This is a genomic window from Arthrobacter sp. 10N410, assembly GCF_056394945.1.
Genome location: NZ_JBFTIP010000002.1, coordinates 15,651 through 37,663, shown reverse-complemented (window position 1 = coordinate 37,663; position 22,013 = coordinate 15,651). Strand labels below are relative to the sequence as shown.

General features: G+C 59.1%; 13 protein-coding genes and 2 pseudogenes. 8 read left to right on the top strand and 7 right to left on the bottom strand.

Annotated features, from left to right (window positions below; genetic code table 11):
- The first annotated feature begins 80 nt into the window (after window positions 1-80).
- Together AC1DB8_RS04660 and wecB are read left to right on the top strand one after the other, a co-directional pair.
- A complete protein-coding gene (locus AC1DB8_RS04660) occupies window positions 81-359 on the top strand; it encodes a hypothetical protein (protein ID WP_476892327.1) in 279 nt (92 codons plus the stop codon).
- A 110-nt stretch (window positions 360-469) separates the two neighbouring features.
- Window positions 470-1,609, top strand: coding sequence for a non-hydrolyzing UDP-N-acetylglucosamine 2-epimerase (gene wecB / locus AC1DB8_RS04655; protein ID WP_476892665.1), 1,140 nt, complete (start codon window positions 470-472; stop codon window positions 1,607-1,609).
- Here wecB and AC1DB8_RS04650 read toward each other — a convergent pair.
- On the bottom strand, window positions 1,602-2,747 hold the full coding sequence (locus tag AC1DB8_RS04650) for an ATP-grasp fold amidoligase family protein (protein WP_476892326.1): 1,146 nt from the start codon (window positions 2,745-2,747) through the stop codon (window positions 1,602-1,604). The two genes, wecB and AC1DB8_RS04650, sit on opposite strands and share 8 nt — an antisense overlap.
- Before the next feature lie 179 nt (window positions 2,748-2,926).
- On the opposite strand from AC1DB8_RS04650, the gene AC1DB8_RS04645 reads away from it, so the two are divergent.
- Window positions 2,927-3,808, top strand: coding sequence for a glycosyl hydrolase (locus tag AC1DB8_RS04645; protein WP_476892325.1), 882 nt, complete (start codon window positions 2,927-2,929; stop codon window positions 3,806-3,808).
- Window positions 3,809-3,918: 110 nt separating this feature from the next.
- On the opposite strand, the gene AC1DB8_RS04640 is transcribed toward AC1DB8_RS04645, so the two are convergent.
- Entirely contained in the window at window positions 3,919-5,265 is a 1,347-nt protein-coding gene (locus AC1DB8_RS04640) for a UDP-glucose dehydrogenase family protein (protein ID WP_476892324.1), read from the bottom strand.
- A 570-nt stretch (window positions 5,266-5,835) separates the two neighbouring features.
- On the opposite strand from AC1DB8_RS04640, the gene rfbA reads away from it, so the two are divergent.
- The 4 genes from rfbA to AC1DB8_RS04620 all read left to right on the top strand — a co-directional run bounded on the left by rfbA (window position 5,836) and on the right by AC1DB8_RS04620 (window position 13,155).
- Window positions 5,836-6,699, top strand: a complete 864-nt coding sequence (rfbA, locus tag AC1DB8_RS04635; RefSeq protein WP_476892664.1) for a glucose-1-phosphate thymidylyltransferase RfbA — start codon at window positions 5,836-5,838, stop codon at window positions 6,697-6,699.
- A gap of 177 nt (window positions 6,700-6,876) precedes the next feature.
- Entirely contained in the window at window positions 6,877-8,499 is a 1,623-nt protein-coding gene (locus AC1DB8_RS04630; RefSeq protein WP_476892323.1) for a rhamnosyltransferase WsaF family glycosyltransferase, read from the top strand.
- 29 nt (window positions 8,500-8,528) lie between these two features.
- Window positions 8,529-11,705, top strand: coding sequence for a glycosyltransferase (locus tag AC1DB8_RS04625; RefSeq protein WP_476892322.1), 3,177 nt, complete (start codon window positions 8,529-8,531; stop codon window positions 11,703-11,705).
- A 160-nt stretch (window positions 11,706-11,865) separates the two neighbouring features.
- On the top strand, window positions 11,866-13,155 hold the full coding sequence (locus AC1DB8_RS04620; RefSeq protein WP_476892321.1) for a glycosyltransferase family 61 protein: 1,290 nt from the start codon (window positions 11,866-11,868) through the stop codon (window positions 13,153-13,155).
- A 121-nt stretch (window positions 13,156-13,276) separates the two neighbouring features.
- Here the strand turns inward: AC1DB8_RS04620 and AC1DB8_RS04615 are convergent.
- From AC1DB8_RS04615 to AC1DB8_RS04605, 3 genes and pseudogenes are all read right to left on the bottom strand, one after another.
- Window positions 13,277-13,394, bottom strand: a pseudogene (locus tag AC1DB8_RS04615) (IS481 family transposase); the annotation flags it as partial.
- Between the two features lie 44 nt (window positions 13,395-13,438).
- A pseudogene (locus AC1DB8_RS04610) lies at window positions 13,439-14,721 on the bottom strand (ISL3 family transposase).
- A 306-nt stretch (window positions 14,722-15,027) separates the two neighbouring features.
- Window positions 15,028-18,228 carry a glycosyltransferase family protein gene (locus tag AC1DB8_RS04605; RefSeq protein WP_476892320.1) on the bottom strand — a complete coding sequence of 1,067 codons (3,201 nt, stop codon included), beginning with the start codon at window positions 18,226-18,228 and terminating at the stop codon, window positions 15,028-15,030.
- A gap of 409 nt (window positions 18,229-18,637) precedes the next feature.
- On the opposite strand from AC1DB8_RS04605, the gene AC1DB8_RS04600 reads away from it, so the two are divergent.
- On the top strand, window positions 18,638-19,507 hold the full coding sequence (locus tag AC1DB8_RS04600) for a glycosyl hydrolase (protein ID WP_476892319.1): 870 nt from the start codon (window positions 18,638-18,640) through the stop codon (window positions 19,505-19,507).
- A gap of 79 nt (window positions 19,508-19,586) precedes the next feature.
- On the opposite strand, the gene AC1DB8_RS04595 is transcribed toward AC1DB8_RS04600, so the two are convergent.
- Window positions 19,587-21,041, bottom strand: a complete 1,455-nt coding sequence (locus AC1DB8_RS04595) for a hypothetical protein (RefSeq protein ID WP_476892318.1) — start codon at window positions 21,039-21,041, stop codon at window positions 19,587-19,589.
- Window positions 21,038-22,006 carry a hypothetical protein gene (locus AC1DB8_RS04590; RefSeq protein WP_476892317.1) on the bottom strand — a complete coding sequence of 323 codons (969 nt, stop codon included), beginning with the start codon at window positions 22,004-22,006 and terminating at the stop codon, window positions 21,038-21,040. Before AC1DB8_RS04590 ends, AC1DB8_RS04595 begins: the two co-directional genes overlap by 4 nt.
- Between the last annotated feature and the right edge of the window lie 7 nt (window positions 22,007-22,013).

The window sequence follows — 22,013 nt, the reverse complement described above, 5'->3', positions numbered from 1 at the left end:
CTTGGTGATGTAAGAATTGAGTTTGGCCCGGTAGACGTCGTCGACCAAGGCGACGAGCGAGCGAGCGAGGAGGACCGACGTTGGAGCAGGACGCCGAACAAACTCCGCCGCTGGTTGCCACGCCCAGGCACCTCCGCCGGAAACGATTTCGTGCCGACATCTCCGATCAGCTGCTGGTCCCGGGTGCCCATCCTTTCCAGTCGGCGTCCAAGCCGGCTGCAGGCGCCAAGCCACAGCGGCAGCCGACTGCTGCGCGCAGGACCGCCTACCAGCGCAAACGGCTCGTCGCCTTGGTTGCGGTGATTGCCGTGTGCCTGGCCGTGCCCGCCCTCGTTGCGGCACTTCTGCTTGCCGGCTGAACACCAACAGCTCTTGGCGCACCGCCAGCGGGCGCCGTCGATTCCGCGAATTGCGCGCATTCCCGTAGCATCGGTGCCGACGTCAACACAAAACTGTGGGGGAATTTTCCATGCTCAAGATCATGCCGATCTTCGGAACCAGGCCCGAAGCCATCAAAATGGCCCCCATCGTGGCTGAGCTGCAGGAGTCCCCGCTTTTTGACTGCGTGGTGACGGTCACCGGCCAGCATCGCGAGATGCTGGACCAGGTCAACGAGCTCTTCGGCATCGTGCCGGACAATGACCTCGACATTCTGCAGCAGCGGCAGTCCCTCTCTGCCATCATGACGCGCACCATCGACGGCCTGGACAAGATCTTCTCGACGGATAAGCCCGACGCGGTCATCGTTCAGGGCGACACCACGACGTCGACGGCCGGCGCCATTGCCGCTTTCTACCACGGCATTCCCGTTGTCCACGTCGAGGCCGGGCTCCGCAGCGGGGACCTCTTCTCGCCGTTCCCCGAGGAAGCCAACCGAAGGATAACCAGCCAGATCGCCAGCCTTCATCTCGCGCCAACCCTGGTAAGTAAGGCAAACCTCCTCGCCGAAGGCATCAACGCCGACGACGTCGTGGTCACCGGGAATTCCGTCATCGATGCCCTGCTGACTACCGTGGGCAAAGAGATCCGCTTCACCGACCCCCAGCTCGAAGAACTCGCAGCTTCCGGCCGGAGGATCCTGTTGGTGACCACCCACCGGCGGGAGAACCAGGGCGACGCCATGCGGGGCGTCGGCCGGGCCCTGGCCCGGCTCGCCGATTCCGCACCAGACATGGTGATCGTCCTGCCGGTGCACAAGAACCCTGCGGTCAGGGAGGCCGTCCTGCCGGCGCTGGAAGGCAAACCCAACGTCCTGGTGACTGAGCCGCTCCCCTACGGCGAGTTCACCCGCATGCTCTCACTGGCGCACATTGTCCTGACCGACTCGGGCGGGGTACAGGAAGAAGCGCCCAGCCTCGGTAAGCCGGTCCTGGTAATGCGGGACAACACTGAGCGGCCCGAGGCTCTTGAGGCGGGGACAGTGAAGCTGATTGGCACCGACGAGGAACGAATCGTCACCGAGGTGTCCCGGCTCCTGCACGACTCCGAACATTTCGCGGCCATGGCAAACTCGGTAAACCCCTACGGCGACGGCAAGGCGGCCGCCCGCACCGTAGCCGCCATACAAGAACTGCTCGGCGTCGGCTGCCGGATCGCGGAATTTAGCTAGCGGTAGCCCCGACGCTCGGTAGGCTCGCGGGCCCCGCTGGAGCCGGTGCCTGCGCCTGGCTGAGGACCCTACGGTTCAGGATCCACGCGCGGTCCCGGATGGCGGCCCAGACTCCGCTCAACAGACGGTACCAGCCGAGCAACGGGTCACCGAGCTCGCACTCCGCGGCAAGCTGCCGGTAATGCCCATGCAGCCGTTCGGCGCCCTTTGGTCCGCCCCCGTAGGCATAGCCAGCCCAGGCCCGGTAGGCCAGCGGGCCAGGGTGGACCAGCGCCTTGCGCAGTTCCAAGGACGTGTGCTCCAGCGGTTCAGCGACAGGGCCGGTCTTGGTGATGAGGGCGTCGAAGCGGTCGAGCATCTTGTGGGAAAACACGAACATCCTGCGATGCGTCCCCCCGGGTGAATAAGTGAACTCCCCAAAAACGGGCCCAGTCGGGCTGTCGAACATGTCAATGCTCACGAATGGCGAATCTGCTTCCCGCGAGAGCCGCTGTGCCCACCAGAGCATCTCCGGGGCGTTGAGCGGCACTACCGGTGTACCGGGTTTCGCGGACCCGTTCAGAAGGTAGTCCCGACCGAGCCTGAGCGGCCGAAAAGACCCGTCGAAAAGCACAATTCGCACCGGGCCGGAGTTGCGGTCGATCTGAACCACGAGTCCAACTTCGCCGTCAAAGCAGTAGAACTTGTAGTCGAAAGGTATCGCCCCTACGCCCAGCGTGTGAACCACAAGTTCCTCCACGATCCAGCGGCCTTGCTGCTGTCCGAACGATGCAGCCGCCGCGTCTTGGGCGCGGATGATTTCCGCGCTGTCCAGAACTTGAAGATTCATGTGGTCGAAATAGGCATCCGGTCCGGTGCGCTCAAGGATCATGACTCCACGGGAGGACCAGCCGTTGGCCAGCTTCAGCACGAACAGTTCCGGCAGACCCATCTGGCTGAGGTCCTGCAAGCTGTCCAGCACGGCAAGGCGTTCGGGGACCCGCATACCCATTTGCTCGACGAAAGGATGCGAAATTATTTTTTGCGCCAGTTCTTTTCGGCGTTCCGTGCCGCGAAGCCTGAATTCCCCTGCTACAAAGGCGAGGAATGGCGATTCTTCATCTGCGCGGTCAAATTCTGCCGGATAAGTCTTGTTCAAGTTTTTTGCCCCCAATAGCAACTGATAGCCTTAATCGAAAGGAAAGTTGACTCTCAGATCGCGACCGTAAGCACTAGCTTATGGACTGCTGCCAAGCCGTCCAAATCGTGGGAGGATTGAAACTGTTCGGGGGTGGGAGCGCTCAAACTTGGCCTCAACGGAGCGAAGTGGGAGCGGAAATGAAGTTAGACCGCAGGGACTTTTTGAGATTGTCGTTGGGAGCGTCAACCGGCTTGGCTTTGACCGCCAGTGGCGCGGGACTTGCCGTTGCCAAACCCGGACCTATCGACCAGCGCCGAGTTGCGGCGAACGTGCAAGCGGTTCCCCGTGGAGCGCTTAAAGGTATAGGTCTTGCCCTGGGTGACCAGCAAGGGATCAAGCAGCTCGACTCCCTGAATGTGAATTGGTTCTACACGTGGGGCGCAACCTACCCCGATGTGCGCCTGACGTCCGGCTTCGTCCCAATGATCTGGGGCGGAGGGGCGGTCGAACGGGGAGCTGTCGACGACGTCGTGTCGGAGCTGGGTACCACCCACGCGCGGGAACTTCTGGGATTTAATGAGCCGGACCACCCCGAGCAGTCGGCGATGAGTGTGGCGTCTGCGATCAGCTACTGGCCGGAACTGATGGCGTCGGGATTACGGCTGGGGTCCCCCTCACCGGCAAAGGTGACGGGTACCTGGCTCAAGCAATTCATGGACCAGGCCGCGAAGAAGAAACTTAGGGTGGATTTTATTACAATGCACTCCTACCCGTCCCCGAACTCCAGAGCCTTCCTAAATTCCGTGCAGAACCTTCATAACCGGTATCGCAAACCCATCTGGGTCACGGAGTTTGCGGTAGCGGATTGGGGCGCCACGCCCGGCTCGCCCAGCCGCTACTCGGAGCAGCAGGTCATGACCTTCATGCGCGAGACGGTAGCCGGACTCCGCCGGATGCCGTTCGTGGAACGCTTCGCATGGAAGACCAGAGCGGAGGGTGACCCCGTGATGGGGAAATCTGCGCTTTTCCACAAGGACGGGTCCCTGACGCGCGTGGGCCAGCTGTACCGGTCCCTTTGAACACCCAACACCGTTAGCCTCAGCTACGGAACTCCCACGACGCACCACATAAGCCCGGCCGAATCAACGATTAGGCCGGGCTTATGTCACTCCCAGTGCTGCGGAACTCGTTAGTTTGCGGCGGCGAGTTCCAGTAGTTCGCTCTTGTGGCCAAGCGAAACGATGTCCCAGCCCGCCGCGTTCCACTTTTCGTGGTCCAGGACATTGCGTCCGTCGAACATCCGCTTGCGCGCGACCACTGCCCCCAGCTCGGCGGGGTCGGTAAAGACGAATTCAGACCATTCGGTCAGCAGCATGACTAGATCAGCGTCCGCCACGGCCGTCTCCATGGAGTCTACGTAGTTCAGCCGAGGGTACCGCTTGGCGGCGTTCGCATTGGCAGCCGGGTCATAGACGCTGACGTCGGCTCCGCTGTTGAACAGCCTCGCGGCCACGTCAAGGGCCGGCGAATCACGGACATCGTCGCTGTTGGGCTTGAAGGCGACACCAAGAACGGCGACGCGCTTGCCCTCCAGTGCGCCCAGCAACGTCTCGGCAACGTGGACCGCCCGGTCGCGGCGACGGAGGTTTACCTCGTCCACCTCATTGAGGAAGCGCATGGTGCTGTCCAGGCCGAGCTCGGAGACCCGCGCCTGGAGAGCCCGGATGTCCTTCGGCAAGCAGCCCCCGCCAAAGCCGATGCCGGCGTTGAGGAAGCGGCGGCCGATCCGGGCGTCGAGCCCAATTGCGTCGGCGAGCGTGCGGATGTTCCCACCGACGGTCTCGGTGACCTCGGAGAAGGCGTTGATGAAGGAGATCTTGGTGGCGAGGAACGCGTTGGCCGCAACCTTAACCAGTTCAGCTGTCTCGAAGTCCGTGGTGATGAAGGGAGTATCTCGGCTGATGGCGTCCGCGTAGACCTCACGCAAGGTGGTTTCAGCGGAGACGGAGTCCACGCCGATGACCAAGCGGTCGGGGCGAAGGGTGTCTTCTACTGCGAACCCCTCGCGCAGGAATTCCGGGTTCCAGGCGAAGTTGACAGTCACACCGTCACGCGCTTCCTCGGCGACGAGGCCCTTGAGGCGTCGAGCCGAGCCCACCGGAACCGTGGACTTGCCGACAATAAGGGAATCCTTGGTGGCCGCCCGGGCGATCGCCGCCACCGAGGCGTCCACATATGTCATGTCCGCCGCGTGCTCGCCGGCCCGCTGCGGGGTGCCTACGGCAATGAAGTGAACGTCGCCAAAGGCGCCGGCCTCCTCAAATGATGTGGTGAACCGCAAGCGCCCCGCTTCGGTGTGCTTGCGCAGCAGCTCGGGTAGACCCGGTTCGTGGATGGGCAACTCGCCCCTGCTAAGGCTGTCGATCTTTTCCTTATCGACGTCGACGCCCAGGACCTCGAAGCCCAGCTCTGCCATGCATGCCGCATGGGTTGCGCCGAGGTATCCCGTACCGATCACGGTCAGTCGAAGTGTCACTAGTCCCCCAGTAGCTGCAGTTGGCTCAGTGTCTGGGCGCAGATGGCGCAACCAAACGGCTCCACCCTATACGTTCTCGATGCCAAAGCCGACCCAGTGTAGCTGGAAGTGACATAACTCAAACGCTCTGGTGGCCGCAAACCGACTGAGCGCCGGATCACTAGACGCCGCTTAAGTGATTGGTCACCCGATGCGCCTAGAGTCGCGCATCGGATCTTTGAGAACAGCGCCCCAAGAGTCTGAGTCCAGACAACGGGCATAGGGACGACGTCGTAGTCTGAGCTGGCCCCCGCTCGCCGTCAGACTGTAGCAACATTGGCAACAACCCAAGCTGCGCCCCACGGCCTGAGTGCGTCTATTTACGTCAGCGCCTGGTGGGGGCTCAGTCGTAGTTCGTCCAGGTACCTCGCTATGTGAGGTCGCCTACAAGGACCTAGCAGTTGCCCTGATGGCCACGACGTGGAAATAATTGGACTCGCCCGGACCGACGCCTCAGGCCAAGGTCGTGAATGCCTGGTTTCAGGCTATCGGATTTGGCTTATCTAGGATCCAGCCGGAATGATGGCCTCCATGCGCGGAATTATTTTGGCCGGCGGTACCGGTTCAAGGCTCCACCCGATCACTCTTGGCGTAAGCAAGCAGCTGATGCCAGTGTTCGACAAGCCTATGATTTACTACCCGCTTTCTACCCTGATCCTGGCTGGCATTCGAGACATCCTGATCATCACAACGCCTCATGACGCCGAACAGTTCCGGCGCCTCCTGGGCGACGGCTCACAGTTCGGAGTGAACCTCAGCTACCTACAGCAGCCTTCTCCAGACGGGCTGGCCCAAGCTTTCGTGCTCGGAGCAGATCACATCGACAACGGTCCTGTGGCGCTGGTTCTTGGAGACAACATATTCTATGGCCCGGGTATGGGTACACAGCTGCGCCGCTTCGCGAACATTGACGGAGGCGCCGTGTTTGGATACTGGGTGTCGGACCCGAAGTCTTATGGTGTTGTCGATTTCGACGCCGACGGCAAGGCGATCTCCCTCGAAGAGAAGCCGAGCGCCCCCAAGAGCCACTACGCAGTACCAGGCTTGTACTTCTACGATAACGACGTCGTTGAGATCGCCAGGACCCTCAAGCCCTCAGCACGCGGCGAGCTAGAAATCACGGACGTCAACCGCACCTATCTCGAACGCGGGAAACTTCATGTTGAGATCCTCCCTCGCGGCACCGCCTGGCTCGACACCGGAACCTTTGACGATCTCAATGACGCGTCCAACTTTGTTCGAACGACGGAAAACAGGCAGGGGCTGAAAATCGGCGCACCAGAGGAGATCTCCTGGCGTCGGGGCTTCCTCAGCGACGATGACCTGCGCGTACGCGCAGAGCCGCTGGTTAAGAGTGGCTACGGCCAGTATTTGCTGGGACTTCTAGACGCATAGTATTCCAGGCGCGAGTTGTCACCACCCTTCCCGACCATTGGATGCGCAGTTTCTAAAGGACCTCGCACAGCCATTCTTTATAGTGCAGAAAGTATCCATGTCCCTGTGCCTGACACATATCTTAACCGGCGGTCTAGACGGTCGTCGGCGTGCCGCTGAGAAAATCGAGGAGTTCAAGTGATTGAACGTATTGCCCAGATGCATTCATGGCTGCGCTCAGCCACACTTGATGGAACCGGTCATTCGGTAAACCTTCTCATGGTGGATCTTGACCCGTCGGCCGCCTTCGCCGGCCAGACAACCGCCGTGCGTGCCGGGATGGAAATCGCGAAGAAGGCTCAAAGACCCCTTCGTATACTCATTTTGAAGGCGCGCCCTACGGGAGTGGACTTAGGAACCGTTGAGGAGTGGCTGGAAAGCCAATTCGGTAAATCCGAAACGCCTCTATTGATATCTTACGGAGACGGCTTGGAGCGAATCGCTCTGGCCCAAGATGATCTCTGGGTGTGCACTCATTGGCTCACTGCCAGCGTAATGAGTCGGTACTTAGAGACTTCCGATATCTCAGCAAACCGCGTAATTTATCTGATCCAGGACTTCGAGCCAGCCTTTTCCCCCTGGGGCACGGCATACGCTCTTGCCGAGGAGACTTACGCTAAAGGCTTTATACCGCTGGTCAACTCTCGGCCACTCGCCCGGTACCTCCAAGACTACGGACACGTTCCCCTCGCAGAGACTCATTGCTTTTATCCCCAGATCAATGCAGCCAGCCTTGAAGCAGCGTCACGAAATTGGACTCCCGATCCGGCTGGGCGAACCCGCGTGCTGTTCTACGGACGGCCCGGTCATTCGAGAAATCTCTACGAGCTGGGTATAGCCTCGCTCAAGCTCTGGATCGCGAGGATGTCGGATGAGGATCTCGCGCGGCTGGAAATCTCCAGCGCCGGCACCGAGCATGCACCCGTGGATCTTGGACGAGGAATCTATCTCGAGTCAGTTGGGAAGCTCTCGTTGAACGACTACTACAAATTGTTGTCTCGAGTAGACGTGGGTTTGGCCCTAATGCACAGTCCGCACCCCGGTCATTTAGCGCTGGAACTTCCAACCTCGGGTGTTCCAACAGTGACCAACACTTTCGAGCAGTACCGGCAATCGTGGCACCCTCTCTTGGAACTTGCCGTGCCAACCGAGGAAAAAATAGCCGAAAGTCTTGAAAAGTCTTGGTCGGTGGCGAAGAATTTGACGTCGCATCGTTTCCTAGTACCGGATGAGGCACGACTTGGAGGGAGCCTGGAGGAAGTCAGCGGAGAGGTCACTGCGCTAGCGTTGGGGAGCTCGGGAATTTCCCGCCACCGCGTGCCCGAAATGCGTCTAAACCGTGTGAAACTGACGGATGACTATAAACTGGCCTCAGCGCGACGCGCCGAAAGAATTACGGCGCTGTTGAACGAGAACGCGGATCTCCAAAGGAAGCTGAAGACGTCGTTAGCAGCCTCTTCCAAAGAGCGGTCCCGGGCTAAAGTGCTGGAAGACAAATCAGGGTCACTCAACAGGCAGATGGTCAGCCTAGGGGCGAGCAATGAGACTCTTAGATCGCAGGTCTCCGCTTATGCTGCGGATATAAAGGCACAACGCGCAGAAATAGCCGCTCTTCGACTTTCAGTCAAAAAACGCGATTCTCAATTGAGAAAATTGAATCGACTTAAGGCGATGTGGCTCGTCCGCACTCTACTTCCAGCCATGCGCAAGGGGATCAAGTTGCGCAATTCTCTGCGAAAAGCCTGGACAACTCCTAAATAATACATTTACTACCTAAGAAGCGGCCGGTTATGCAGTTATCAACTATAAAAATTCCTGAGCCTGAAATAAGAGATTGGTCGCCGGCAGCCATCGCGGGGGCCCTTGATCGCTTGGCCAATGCACCCAAAGTCTCCGTGGTTATTCCGGTTTACAACGGAGGTGCCGCCGTGGTGGAGCGATGCATCCTCTCCGCAGCCCAGTACTCGGACGACGCTGAGATCGTCGTTATCGACGATGCGAGTACGGATGCAGCCGTCGCCCAATTATTGCAGCGTTTGAGAGATCGGGGACTCATCAGACTCATCGTCCACGCTGAGAACCTGGGTTACACCGGAACAGCCAACGAGGCTCTCGCTCTCTCCGGCGAATCAGATGTTGTTCTGCTTAACAGCGACACGACGGTGGGCCCAAGCTGGCTACGTCGGCTGAGGTGGGTAGCATACTCTCAGGAACGAATTGGCACAGTAAGCGCCGTTTCCGATAACGCCGGAGCAATGTCCATGCCGGAATCCGGAAAGCCCAATTCTTGGGCACCACACTTAACCTGGACCGAGATCAGCCGCGGAGTGGCTCAGAGAGTCAACGTCGCATCCATCGCTACCCCCACAGGTCACGGCTTCTGCATGTACATTCGCCGCGAGCTGGTATCCGCGATAGGTCACTTCGATACCGATGCGTTTCCCCACGGGTACGGGGAAGAAAACGATTATTCGAGACGAGCAGCAAAGGCCGGATTTGAAAACGTCCTGGCTCCCCACGTATTGGTTGCCCATGAGCGCAGTCAGTCCTTCGGTGAAACGCGGAGGGCTGAACTCATTGCTGTTGGACGGTCGGCTGTCGACCGTTTGCACCCTGAGTACTCTGCAGCGATCAAGTCCTGGGGCGGTTCAGGGAGCATGGGAGCGGTCAGAAGTGAGCTAAGGGATACACAAGCGCGTATTTCTAAGCAGCGTATGGTGAAACCGGTCGTTATGTACGTTATTCACCGCTCTGGCGGCGGAACTCCAGCGACGAATCGGGATCTGCTTGGGGAACTGGTAGAGCATCAGGACAGCATCCTCCTTGAGGCAAGCATTGACTCGGTCCGATTGTACAAGTTCGAATCGTCGGAATTTAAGCTACTTACAACTTGGACCACAGACGTCCCGTTTACCGTTACAGATACTTGGCGGGCGGATTACGCCGCATTCGTCGCTCGTATTCTTATGGGGTATAACGTAGAACTTATCCACGTTCGTCATCTCATCAATCAGCCGCTGACAACGGTTCCGACCGTGGCAAAGTTACTCGACATCCCATTGGTCCTCTCGACACACGACTTCTACTACGTTTGCCCAACAGTTCATCTTCTCGACGAGTCGAAGAAGTTCTGCGGGGGTAAGTGCACCCCGGGTCTGGGCACCTGTACCTTGCCAACGCCTTTCGTGGCAGCCGCTCCGGATCTGAAGCACAACTGGGTCGACGAGTGGAAGCGTCGATCGGGTACCGTTCTCGACATCGCAGCGAAAACGATCGCGACGACGCCTTCAGCCGCTGGTATCTACAATGCGAACTATCCACAGTACGCAGACAAACTCAAGCTCATCGAGCATGGCCGTGACATGTCTGAAATCGGGACTATTTCACGGGAACAGGGCAGGGCTCCGGGGCCGCTTAGGATAATGTTGCCTGCCAATTGGGATCCTCATAAGGGTACAGATCTGGTACGTGAGGTTATCCAATTAACCGGATCTGCAATTGAGTGGCATGCCTTCGGTAAGCGCAGCCAAGACTTCGCTGACATAGCAATCGGACACGGCGAGTACTCGCGAGAGAACCTGGAATCGCTCGTTCAGGAGGTGGACCCAGATTTCATTGGAATTTTCTCCATTTGGGCAGAGACTTACTCTCACACGGTGACCGAGGCGTGGGCACTAGGGATACCCCTTATTGTCACCGACATCGGAGCGCCAGCTGACCGGGTTCGCGAGCACGGAGGAGGCATCATTGTCCCTCTCGAGGCTTACTCCACAGCATCCAGACTGTTAGCACTCTCTCAGGATCGCCCCCGCTGGGAAGGACTTCGTAACTCCGTCCCGAGGTCCTCCATTCGATCGGCCACAACCATGGGGCAGGACTACCTAGAGCTATACAGCGAACTTATAGGCCCAGCCGCACCGGAGGCTCGATCAGTGGGCTACATCGTGAAACGGGGTAAAAAGGTCGGCGAATATCCTGCATCGGTTCACATTCGTAGCATGCGCAGGATTCTTGGTGCGGCCTCGCTCGGCCTCGCCAAGTTCAAGAGTGTCGTTGCCGCTGAGTTCATCAGTGGCGTGGACAAGTCTGATTTGGATGTCATTTATATCCAGCGCAATGCGCTTGATCCCAATGAGGTGTCGAGGTTCCTCGAAGCTGCTAAAACGAGAGGCATAAGGCTTGTAGTCGACCTGGACGACGACCTCGTGACGGTCAAGCATGCTGACGGCCACCGGCAGATTTCCGAACTAACAAGCGAGGACTCGGAGTCACTAAAACTATTGCTTGCCTCCTGCGATGTGGTGTTGTCGAGTACGGCGCACCTAGCCGCCCGCTTGGCGCCGTACACGCAGCGGGTGGAGGTGATCGAGAACCGTCTCGATCCTCGGGTTTGGGATGCGGTGGTGGCGCGCAATGAGGCGGATGCCCCTGCAGGTGTAATTCGAGCGCTCTACATGGGGACGGCCACACATGCGGAAGACTTAGGTCTGCTTGAGGAGGTATTCTCATCTGGCCTCTCATTAGGGGGCAAAAAGGTCCAACTTGAGGTCATAGGCATTACTCCCGACCGAAACGACTGGTACAGCCGGCTGCAGCCGCCCGGACATTCGCGAGGCTACCCGGAGTTCGTTTCATACCTCCGCGCGAACCGCAATAGGTGGGACATTGCACTGGCTCCGCTCGTGGACGATTACTTCAACGCCGCGAAGAGCGACCTGAAACTGCTGGAGTACGCAGCGCTTGGCCTTCCTTCTGTTGCGTCTAATGTTGGCCCCTATAAGGACCACCGACTCGCGACTGCGCTTGTGGATAATACCCCAGCGTCCTGGCGCAAAGGCATTGGTCAGGCACTAACGGAAGCCGCGAAAGGTGCTCTAGCAATCGGCACGGCGGCCGCCCCGAACCGCGCTATCGACAGCGATCACTTGCAGCATTGGGTGACCACACTGACGGGTGATCACGTATGAATCGGATGGGCGAGGAACGAATCGTGAGATCTCTTGCTGTTCGACAAGCCTCAGCCCGTGTTGGGAAACAACTTGCGGCTGTTCCAGGCGGCGTGGCTATATCAGCAAATCGCCACAGGAATAGCGTCTGCTATGTAGGTCCGAGACCAAGGAATGCTGCATGATTACCAAGACCCACCTTGCTGAGGGTACGGTAATTGGGTCCGTCGATCCCAAGGAGATTGTGGCCTGCGAACTTGCTATTCCGGGGCAGGTAGGCAGCCATTTCCCCTCAAATGCTGTTTCGCGAATTGCTGTTGACCCGACCGGAATGAACGTTGACGCTGTTCCTTGGCCGAGTCTGCTCGCCGGCATGACCATCCCTCTCGGTGACAACTTGGGTTCAGCCAGGGCCATGCTACCGGATTATTGGACCAGCACGCCCGAACCAATCGATCATCCAAGTATCTGGCTGCTCAACCACGCCCACGTGTTTGGAGGGCGAATCACTGGTCGCGACTCTGGCGGCATACGCGGCGGTCAGCTTGTACTGACGTCAGACGGCATGCTTATTCCAGCCTCTTTCAACGTTATGGATGGCAACAAATCTCTCCCCGCCGATTTAGTCACAATAGTATGCGGTAGCCCTGTCATGAAAGCCCCGCCACCATCGCAAACGCTCAGCGGCACCTTTTACCTCATTGGGACAGTGCATCGGCATTTCGGTCACAGCCTTCTTGAAGCGTTAACCCGCCTTTGGGCGGTGAAAATGATTTCACCGGACCTGTTTGAGAATCTTAAATTCCTCGTGTACGAGCCGGATCTACCCGTATTCGCTTCCGAGCTATTGAGGCTTGCTGGTGTCCCACTTGATCGAGTCGTCCACGCGAGCCCGCACGATGTTGTGGAAAAACTAATCGTTCCCGATGTTTCGATGCGTACACACCGTTGGATATCAGGGCATCAGCAACGGGTCTGGCAGCTAATCGCGGAAGGGGTCCCAGCTGACCGGCCTCACCGTAAAGTCTTCCTTTCAAGGCGCCGCATTGCGGAGAGAGCACTCGCGAACCAAGCCGTGATCGAGGAAATATTTGCAGCTTCGGGCTACGAAGTCGTAGCACCCGAGACACTGGATTTGAAGGCTCAGATACAACTGGCTCGTGAATCGATTTCGTTGGCTGGTTGCGTGGGAAGTCAAATGTATCTTGCGGCATTTCAGCGGCCAGGAGCACACAATGTGGTCATGGCGCCACGCAATTTTTATTTGAAGGACGATACGCTAATACATCGCGCTAATTCATTGGAGCTGGAAGTTGTCTTGGGATCCAAGGTGAATTTCTCACAGCCCAAGGATCAAATGACGTGGACTGTCGACGGAAAATCAGTCCAAAAGGCAATCGACATAGCTGTCAAGCATGTGGACACTAGACTCGGTTCAGAGTCTACTCAACACAATCAAACAGAAAACTGAATTAAATTGGCCGAAATCAGTTACGGATAGCTGATTGCGAAAAAAGACCTCTCTGGGGCCATTTCGAGGCGAGGGCCTCAGCTTCCAGACAAGCAGTGATGGATCTAGTACCGCTAAGCGCGGCTGCGCGGGCTTCGTCGGAGGTGTAGGCGTGCGCGTGGCCCCGTTCTAGGGCCAGGGTGCGATTGAAGCGTTCGACCTTCACTAGGAAACAGGCGGTACGGCCGTGTGAGCCTATGGGGCTCTTCGCGGTTCGTGGTGAACGATCTGCCGCGAGGGATGTTCATGCCGCTGTTCTGGCGGCACTGCGCAACTGGATACGCGTGTTGTAGTTGCTTGCGTTGGTGAATCCCCGGCCCATCCGTTTGATGTGCTTGATCGCGGTGTTGTTGGCTTCCACTTTCGCCGTTGTCGCACCGGTGACGATGAGGACTTCGATCTCTTTCCACCACCGGCAGATCGTGCGCCAGAGCCGGTTGGTTTCGGGCTGCGCGGCCCGCTCGACCAGGATCTGCAGCCGGTCTTTTGCAGTGGCCGCGTCGGCGAGGGATCCGGTGGCGAGCAGCGTCCGGAGCTGTTCTTTGACCAGCCAGGCAGCCTGCAGCTTCCCGGTGGCGTCGTCGGTTGCGAACACGGTGCCGAGCCTGTCCCGGGCCCGGTCCGAGAGCGAGTCACCGGCGCGCAGGAGCAGCCGCCGGTTGCCCCGGACCGGGTCAATGGAGCGTCCCCGACGGCCGTGGACCTGCTGGGTGAGGCGTTGCCGGACCTCGGTGAGCATGTCGTTGCCGAGCTTGACCAAGTGGAACGCGTCGACCGAGACGGCAGTGCGCGGCAGCCACATCCGCAAGGCCTTCCGGAAGACCGCCGACGGGTCGATCGCGACGACCTGCACGCCCAGGCGCCATTGAAGCGGGCGGGCGAACAACCAGTTCCCTCACTGTAACGGCCATCGACGATTCCCAGGACCTGACCGGTGTCCAGGTCAACGATGGTCGTCATCCACGGCTCGTAGCGTTTCCAGGTCTTGGTGGCCGGGTTGCGGAAGAACCGCACCGACCGGTAGCGGTGTTCATCAATGCCGAGCATCCGCGGTGCCAGCGCATCGACATCAGGCAGGGACAGCGCCGCGGAATCCAGGGCACGTTGGACCAGCCACCACGAGACACCGAACGACGACGCCGCCTCCGCGGCCGCCCTTCCGGATCCGATCACGGCGGCCACGAGGGCGTCCCGGAGCCGGCGGGCAGACCGGGCCCGGCGCGGGACCTGGGCTGTTTCCTCGGTGAATGTCCGGCGCGGGCACAGGTGCTCGTCGCAGAAGAATCTCCGCTTGGCCCAGGCCACTTCGACCGGGCCGGCGAGAGGGATGTCGCGCAGCCGTTGTTGCCGGCGCGAATGCACGCGGGTACCGATCACGCCACAGGACGGGCAGCCGGCCTCTGCGGCGGCCACCACGTGGATCCGGCGCTGCCCGAACGCGAGGACCTCCGTGCCAGTGACGCGGTAGTCGGGCAGATTGAAAATGGCGGTGGCAGCATCGGGGCACGGGGAAGTAGGCTCGATCAAGGCTCGTAGCTCCTGACTCTTGATGAATGCGTAGAGAACATCCATCACAGCAGGGCTACGAGCCCTTCAGCTTTCAAGACACGGAACCTGTTTCACCACCACCCACGAAGAGCCGCTTATGTTCGATGCCGGGGCCGAGCGCGTCGTTTAATATCTCGGAGCGGTAGCGGGACTCGTTGTCTGTCAGGATCCGAGGGTGGTGATTCTTTGCGCCTGAAAGGCTGCGTTTACGCGATCCAGAACCCGGCGGCAGCGCTCCATGTCCCAGCCGACGCCCGCGAAACGACCCAGCACACCACGGGCGCCTCAACGACGCGCGGACCGCACACCGGCGGCAGCACCCGCCGTAGCAGCAGACGCAGATAGCATGCGCAAATCATCCAGAATTTTTCTTGCACGGCTCTCGAACGAGTGGTTATCTCGGACCCACTTGATGACATCCGTTCGCTCGGACTCTGACCACTCTCCATCTACAGCTTCACGAACGAGGTGTGGAATTTGGTCAATAGAGTCGTACCACTTGACACTTTTCCCGAATATCTCCCGACCGCCGGCTACAGTATCCGAAATAACCTGAGTTCCAACCGCAAGCGCATCAAAGATCCTGTTATTGATGAACCCGCTCTGGCGCATCGATGGATGATGATCGTTCAATACGACTTTCGCCGCAGAGTAGGCGCGGGGCAGTTCCTCGTTGTCGAGGTAGTCTCCAAGCACCAATGATCGAAGCGCCGGTTCACTCGCCCAACCTTCGCCGTATATCCCCCGGCTCACTCCGGTCCCTAGAAGGGTGAGTCCCTTTGCCGAGGTTCGCTCGTACTCCCAACGCCGATTCCCTACGACGAGAACATCGGCCGATCGGGTATCCGAAGTCAAATTCCGCTGAAAATGATTCGTATCAGTTGCTTGGAGTAGGGACCGAACTTCAACTCCAAACTTCTGCGATGCCCATGAGGCCCAGCTCTCACTGGCTGCATAGACTAGGTCGAAACCCACGAGCTCCTCAGGGCGCACCAATTCCGGGTGAGAGATGATCCACAAGACATTCGTTGCACCAGGTAGGGCCGGGATGTGGTAGCGCCCTCGGACCACAATGTTAAGGTGGTCCAAATAGGCAGAAGGACGAAGTGCTGAGCCCTTGTTGTCAACATATACTTCATGTCCCAGATATCTCATGGCTCCCGCTAACTGGCGCGCAAAGAAAGTATCCCCCCAGCGTTCGCCATGGGCACCACCTGGCGCACAGTGCTTAACCGCAATCGCCAACGGGGCATTCGTCCGGTCCTCTGACTGAGTGGTACGACGGAGGATTGGATGTGGAATCCATCTTTCCGTCAGCTCCCGCGCATCTAGGTCGTACCGCGTGCCCACCAGAGCGTAGGGTGTGTCGCACCAGATGTCCTCGTCTCGTGTCAGAGACTCCGCCCGTTGAGCCATCAAGTATTCAGTCGAGTATTGCGACCAAAACGATGTCTGTGCGGATGGCCGCAACTGTCGCGCCCGAACCTGGACCGCCATTGCCACGACCGAAACTTGCTTTTGGTACCGCATAGCCCGGAGGGAATAGTCAATCTCAAACCATCTCTCTGGGAGTTCGGCCGCAAAACCCTCAAGTTGGGAAAAGGAATCTGACCACACCATCATCGCCGTTAAGCTTGCACCAACCGTCGACATCGTAGAACGCACGCTCTTGAGGTCGTCAGAATGGTGACCTTCGAGAAAGACGAAGGGCAATCTTTCCTGCTTCGCTCCCGAAACATAGTGAGACCCAGCCGAAATGACCACTCCGTCTTGGTCCACCAATGCCGGTTGGACAGCAGCGACATCGGGCGTCAATTTCTCCGACAATTCATGAAGCTGACCGGATTCGAATTCGGTTCCGGCACGGAGGAAGAGGACGCGATCGTAGGCGGACTCGGCGAAGCCCACGTTTGCTAGCAGGGTCGAGGACGCCGCCGGCACGACCCTAAACTTGATCGGTACAGTAGCCATACTGCGTTCCGCTTGCAGCGTGAAATATCCTGATCGCTCCGTCTTGGCGGTGACGACTACGATCTCGGAAACTCCGGAGATCTCCGTCGACAAGGAACGCACGGTCTTAGAAAGCTCAAGAGCCGGTTCATCCCTCCAAACGACGATGGCCGATACCCCTCGGGGTCGTTGCCCCTCTCGTTGCTTGCCCCAGTCAACCAGAGTGCGTTTTCGAATTGTCTCGCGCCAGACATCCAAGACTCTCGACGGCACTCTCGCCAGTCTCCCGGTCTGGGAAATTGGCGACGAGACGCCGATGAAGGGTACGTGATAAGGCTCAACCTGATTCGCGATCTGCCAGGCGACTTGCAGACCGCAGGCGTCACCGTACGCCGATTCGAAGAGGTGCTCGCTCAGAAGGCGTTTCTCAACCATCCAGTTGCTCAGGCTGAGCGTCCCGCCGGAAAGTATGGAACTGGCGTCAAAGCGCAAGAAATAGCGGTCTTGCTCTCCACTGGACGTCCTGTCCTGGATTATTGAAAAGCCGTGTTTAGCACTGCGGTTCATCAGGGACGTGGACATCGTCCCAAGGAAACGCGGATGCCAGCTGTAGCCGGGGATCAGGAACGCAAGGTACCGTCCCTGTGCCGCGCGAATGGACCAATTCAGTGCAGATGCGGCATCGTGGCCCCTGGCATCCAGCCGGCGGATGGTCAGGAAGTCACCTGCGCCCTCCGTTGGAACCTGCGTTCCGCCGGGAGTCTGGTCGACAACGACCACGTCCAGTCGAACGTTCGCTTGCTCGTTTAGCGACGCCAGCGCAGCGAGTAGGTCTTCTGCAGTATCGTGTCCATGGACTATGACGGAGACCAAGTTATTGTCGGCGCTTTCTTTAGCCCCTTCGGGCTCCGCCTCCATCGCAGCGATGTAGGCGTCACTCTCACTGGAATCGAAACTGCGGGACATAGTGACCGACTTGAGATGCCGGAGCTTCTCAAAATCCTTGCGCCAATTCTTGGCTTGCTCCAACACCGCTGACCGAAACGCGCTCCAATAAGGCCGTGCAGCGCCGTTTGGGCTTCCGGGGATTTGAATGCCTTCATCGACGCCAAGGTAGGTTAGAAGCCACCCGAACACACCGTTAGGGTCCTGCATGGATTCCGGGTAGAGACGCGCGATAGTGTCCAAATCGGCCAGTGGATGCGGATTAGCGACGGGTCGCCCAGGCACGAAGAGCAACGCATAACTGGGCTCAGCGGACGGATTGCGCCGATGTAAGGTCTCTCGGAACCATTCGTAGTCGAAGAGCGGATGCGGTGAGAACCGACTGTCCTTCAACTTCGAAGCTGCGTCCCTTATCGCTTCGGCCCGAGTGTCGAAGCGATGCCCCCGCTGGGCTTCATACCATTCCTGGTCGAAGAAACTGATATCTCTCGACGCAAGGTCCCGAAGCAGAGGACGAGGCAACGCAGCCCTCTGCGCAATTTCATCGCGGAACGGGGCCTTCTTGCCAGAGACCTGCGATTCGTTTGCCATACCTGTCTTTCGGGCGCGGCGCTGGCCACCGCTCCACTTCGTGCCGTGCTGGTCTGCGCCAAGCTCTGTAGGTCGGAGGAGGTTTGTGAGTACTCGCTCCGCACCTCACGACTATACGGGACGGCTCTGCCATCGAGGCAACGCCGGACTTTGCGTTCGACGTTGAAGCTTCTCCCCGCGCGGGCGAAACTCCCCCCTCTCACGTGGGGGGGGGGGGGGGAACATTGTCATGCGCCAGGCGGACACAGTCAGCAGGTCAAACGCGGTAAAAACTGCGTCACTCCTGCGCCTGTACTGGGCGCTTGCCAGCTTCAGTCGTGCTACTTTGACTCTTGCCACAGCCAGCGATACATGTTTGCCCGGTAAGCACCGGCTCCGTACCACAGCCAATTATCCCTGAAAGGTCGCCATGGAGCGCCGTAAGTTTCTCTCCATCCCCCTCGCCGCAATGGCAGCCCCAGGTGCCCTCCTGGCGGCCAATGCCGTATCCGCGCACGCCGCAACTGTTCAGCCCATCTCGGCTGTGGCGCCGACCCTACTTCCAGCCGTCAAGGCTCTGAAGGGCGTGAGCCACGCCGGGACCGATGCTTTGGCTCTCCGGCAGATCAAGAGTCTCAATCTCAGCTGGTACTACTCCTGGGGCTCGAAGTACACCGTGACAACAACGCCCGGCTTCGTGCCGATGATCCGGAGCGCCCAAGCCTTGGACCAGGGAGCCATCAAGTACGCCACGAGCCAGTTGCCTCTCACCAAGTCAAAAAACCTTCTGGGGTTCAATGAGCCGGACGTCCGGTCTCAGGCGAACATGACCGTAGACCAGGCGATCAGCCTGTGGCCCAAACTTCAGGCAACCGGACTGAGGCTCGGATCGCCCGCGACGGCGAAGCCCTCAAGCCTGTGGCTTGAGGAATTCATGTCCAAGGCAAAAAAACGCGGACTCCGCGTCGATTTCGTGACCATGCATTGCTACGCGTGGCCAAACGTTCAGGACTTCCTCAACAAGGTGACCATGCTGCACGAGAAGTATGGCAAGCCTGTGTGGGTGACGGAGTATGCGGTGGCGGACTGGAGCGCAACCTCAACCCGCCCCAGCCGCTACAGCAGGGCCCAGACCAACGACTTCATGCGGGCGACCGTAGCCGGCATGCGTCAAATGCCGTTCGTTGAGCGATTCGCGTGGAAGACACGCTCCATTAGCGACCCGGTGATGGGGCACTCTGCCCTCTACAACACGGACGGCACCCTGACGAGCACAGGTCGGCTTTACGCCTCACTCTGAGCCGGCGCACGGCTGCTCGCTCGCCCCGCAAGAAGTCCGCTTCGAGACGCAGCCGCGTCTCGAAGCGGACTCTTCTGGTTTAGGAGCTCAGATCCCTCAAAGCGGGGGCCAACTCGAGGGTCGCCGCCTCGAAGGCCGACCTGCTGGCCCTGACCGCCTCCGGCAGCGCCATAAAGGTCTTGAAGAGATTTCGGGAGTTGTACGCCACCATCGATGGCATGGCCAGATCGGCCTCCGACATGGACACACTCCCCCAGGTACCCATCCTGTGCTCCCAATAGAAAATGTCGTTAGGGTCGTAGCCTTTAAGCGCGTCTGCTGTGAACGACACCCGGCTCATCATGTCCTCGAAAAGGCCTCGGGTGATGCGCGAGCCGGCGTTGACGTCATAAGCATTTGAGATCTGCTGAACGTTGACTTTAGTAATCCGTTTGTCCTGGCTCTGGTAGAAGCCCCGCATGACCTCGCCGCCGAATCCGCGGATGAAGAGTCCGTCCCGCACCTTCTCCCCGGTCCCTGCCAAGCGGCCGAGCCACGGCGACCCGGGACCCCGGTAATAGGAGGTCGCCCGGCGGAACGCCTCCGATAGGGCATCGTCCGTCTGATTGAGCGTGAGGCGGTTGTGGATGGGCCAGACCTGCGCTTCCAGTCCATAGGTTCCCGCGATTTCCGACGCCTTACGGGCGTCCGGCGAGCCGGTCATATTGGCGCTTTCGCTACGTACGTAGGTGAAGATGACCGGGTTGCTGTCCTTCGTGGCGGCAAAGACGCCCCGGCTATCCGTGCCGGCCGTCAAACCCAGCACCGGTCGCCGCCCGTTGATCGCCAAGTACCAGCGGAGACCATGCAGGTGGGCCACCAAAGCTGCGGTGGCTTCCTCATTGGTCGTCTCAATTCCAATGTCTGCCCGCGGCCAGAACCGTTCGACCTTTTGCTGCGGCATGATCAGCTTGGTATTGGGCGTCAGCTGAACCACGTGGTCGTAAGGCGTCGCGACACCCGGCAGGTACTTCACATCCCGCTGCTGGTAATTGCGCGAGGTAAGAAAAGGCACGAAGAAGTCAGCGAAGCGCGCTCCGATGAGGTCAGCCACGATCTCGGCGTGTGACGCTGCAATGGGCGCGCCGGCTGTGGAATAAAAGACCGACCTAGACCCCATCGCGTCCTGATAAATCTCGGTCCTGCCGTCCGACTGGACAATCAGCGCGAACCTACCAGCTAGACGGTCGAGAATAGCGTAAAAATCATCGTCGTTGGCTACAGCGTCCAGGAGGGCTGCCAGGACATCGCTCTCCTGATAGAGACCCCTCTCCGGGTCAAAAGCCAGTCCCACCAGCGCGAGATGCCGTCCGTCCGCGGCAGCAGTGACGAACCGGGTTTCCGGATGCAGCGTCAGGTAGGCATCGCCCACGAGCACCGACGTCCAGCCGGAGAGCGAAGGAGCTTCAGCCGGTGACTTGGACACAACGAATCCGTTCCTGTACATCAAGCGGTCCAGCTCCGCATTCGTGGGAAGGGAGGGCAGTTGTGTCATCGTGGTCCTAGTTCTGCTTCACGTACCGGATCGGAGGGCCTAAGAGGGAGCTCCCGGCCATAGAAGTTCAAATGCGCCTGTTGGATATGGGCGATGAAGTACCCCCGCGAGGGAGGTGCATGCTCGTTTTCGTAGCGCTCAGCCACAAAATTTACTTTCCGTCGCGGGTCGAAGCCGCCCTTGTCCGGGTTGACACCGTTAGCCAGTGCGAAAGGCACATAATGGGCCTCAAAGTGGAATTGGTCGCCAGTGTTTTGAACAAGGTGCACAAAATTGACCGGGGGTAACTCTTGATAGAGTTTCCGCAAATTAACCCTGATTCCGAAAGCTTCCTCGACTTGTTCATAGGACTTATGCCGCGGAAAGGCAGCTGATGCTAACGCCTTTCGTTGGGCCAGATGATAGCCGCCAATGGTGGTCTGCGGCGAGAACGCTACGGCTACGGAGTTGGGAATCCTGCGGGACAGTGCGAGTGCGCCATAGCCGCCAGCGCTGCTACCAACGCAGACCACGCTCGAGTAACCACCGGCAGCGATGATCTGGTTCACGACCGTCGCGTACTCGGCCATGAGATCTTGGCCTTCCGTGCCGATATACCAGCCGATTTCCAGGGAGTTGTTGATCTCGAGAGTGCTGTCGGACAAGTAAAGACGGGCCGCGTCCAGACGATTGAGGGTCCGACGCCATTCGAACCGGGGCACCCTAAACCGGCCACGGTCCATTGCCCCGTGCAGTGAAATCACCAGCGTGCCGCTGTTTGTCGGCTCAAAGAGCATCCTGAGTGGCAGTCCACCGGGGACAGCCGGCTCAATCACGATGTGAGTATCCTGCGTCGGAAGTGAAGTGACTGATGCCCCCGACGTCAGAGTCAGCTTTGCGACGCCGTTATCCGAATCCCACTCAGCGGTCTGGTTCCAGTCGATTGGGACGGGCAGCGCCCCCGTTGCGCCGAGTTGGGCAGCCACCCGCGGC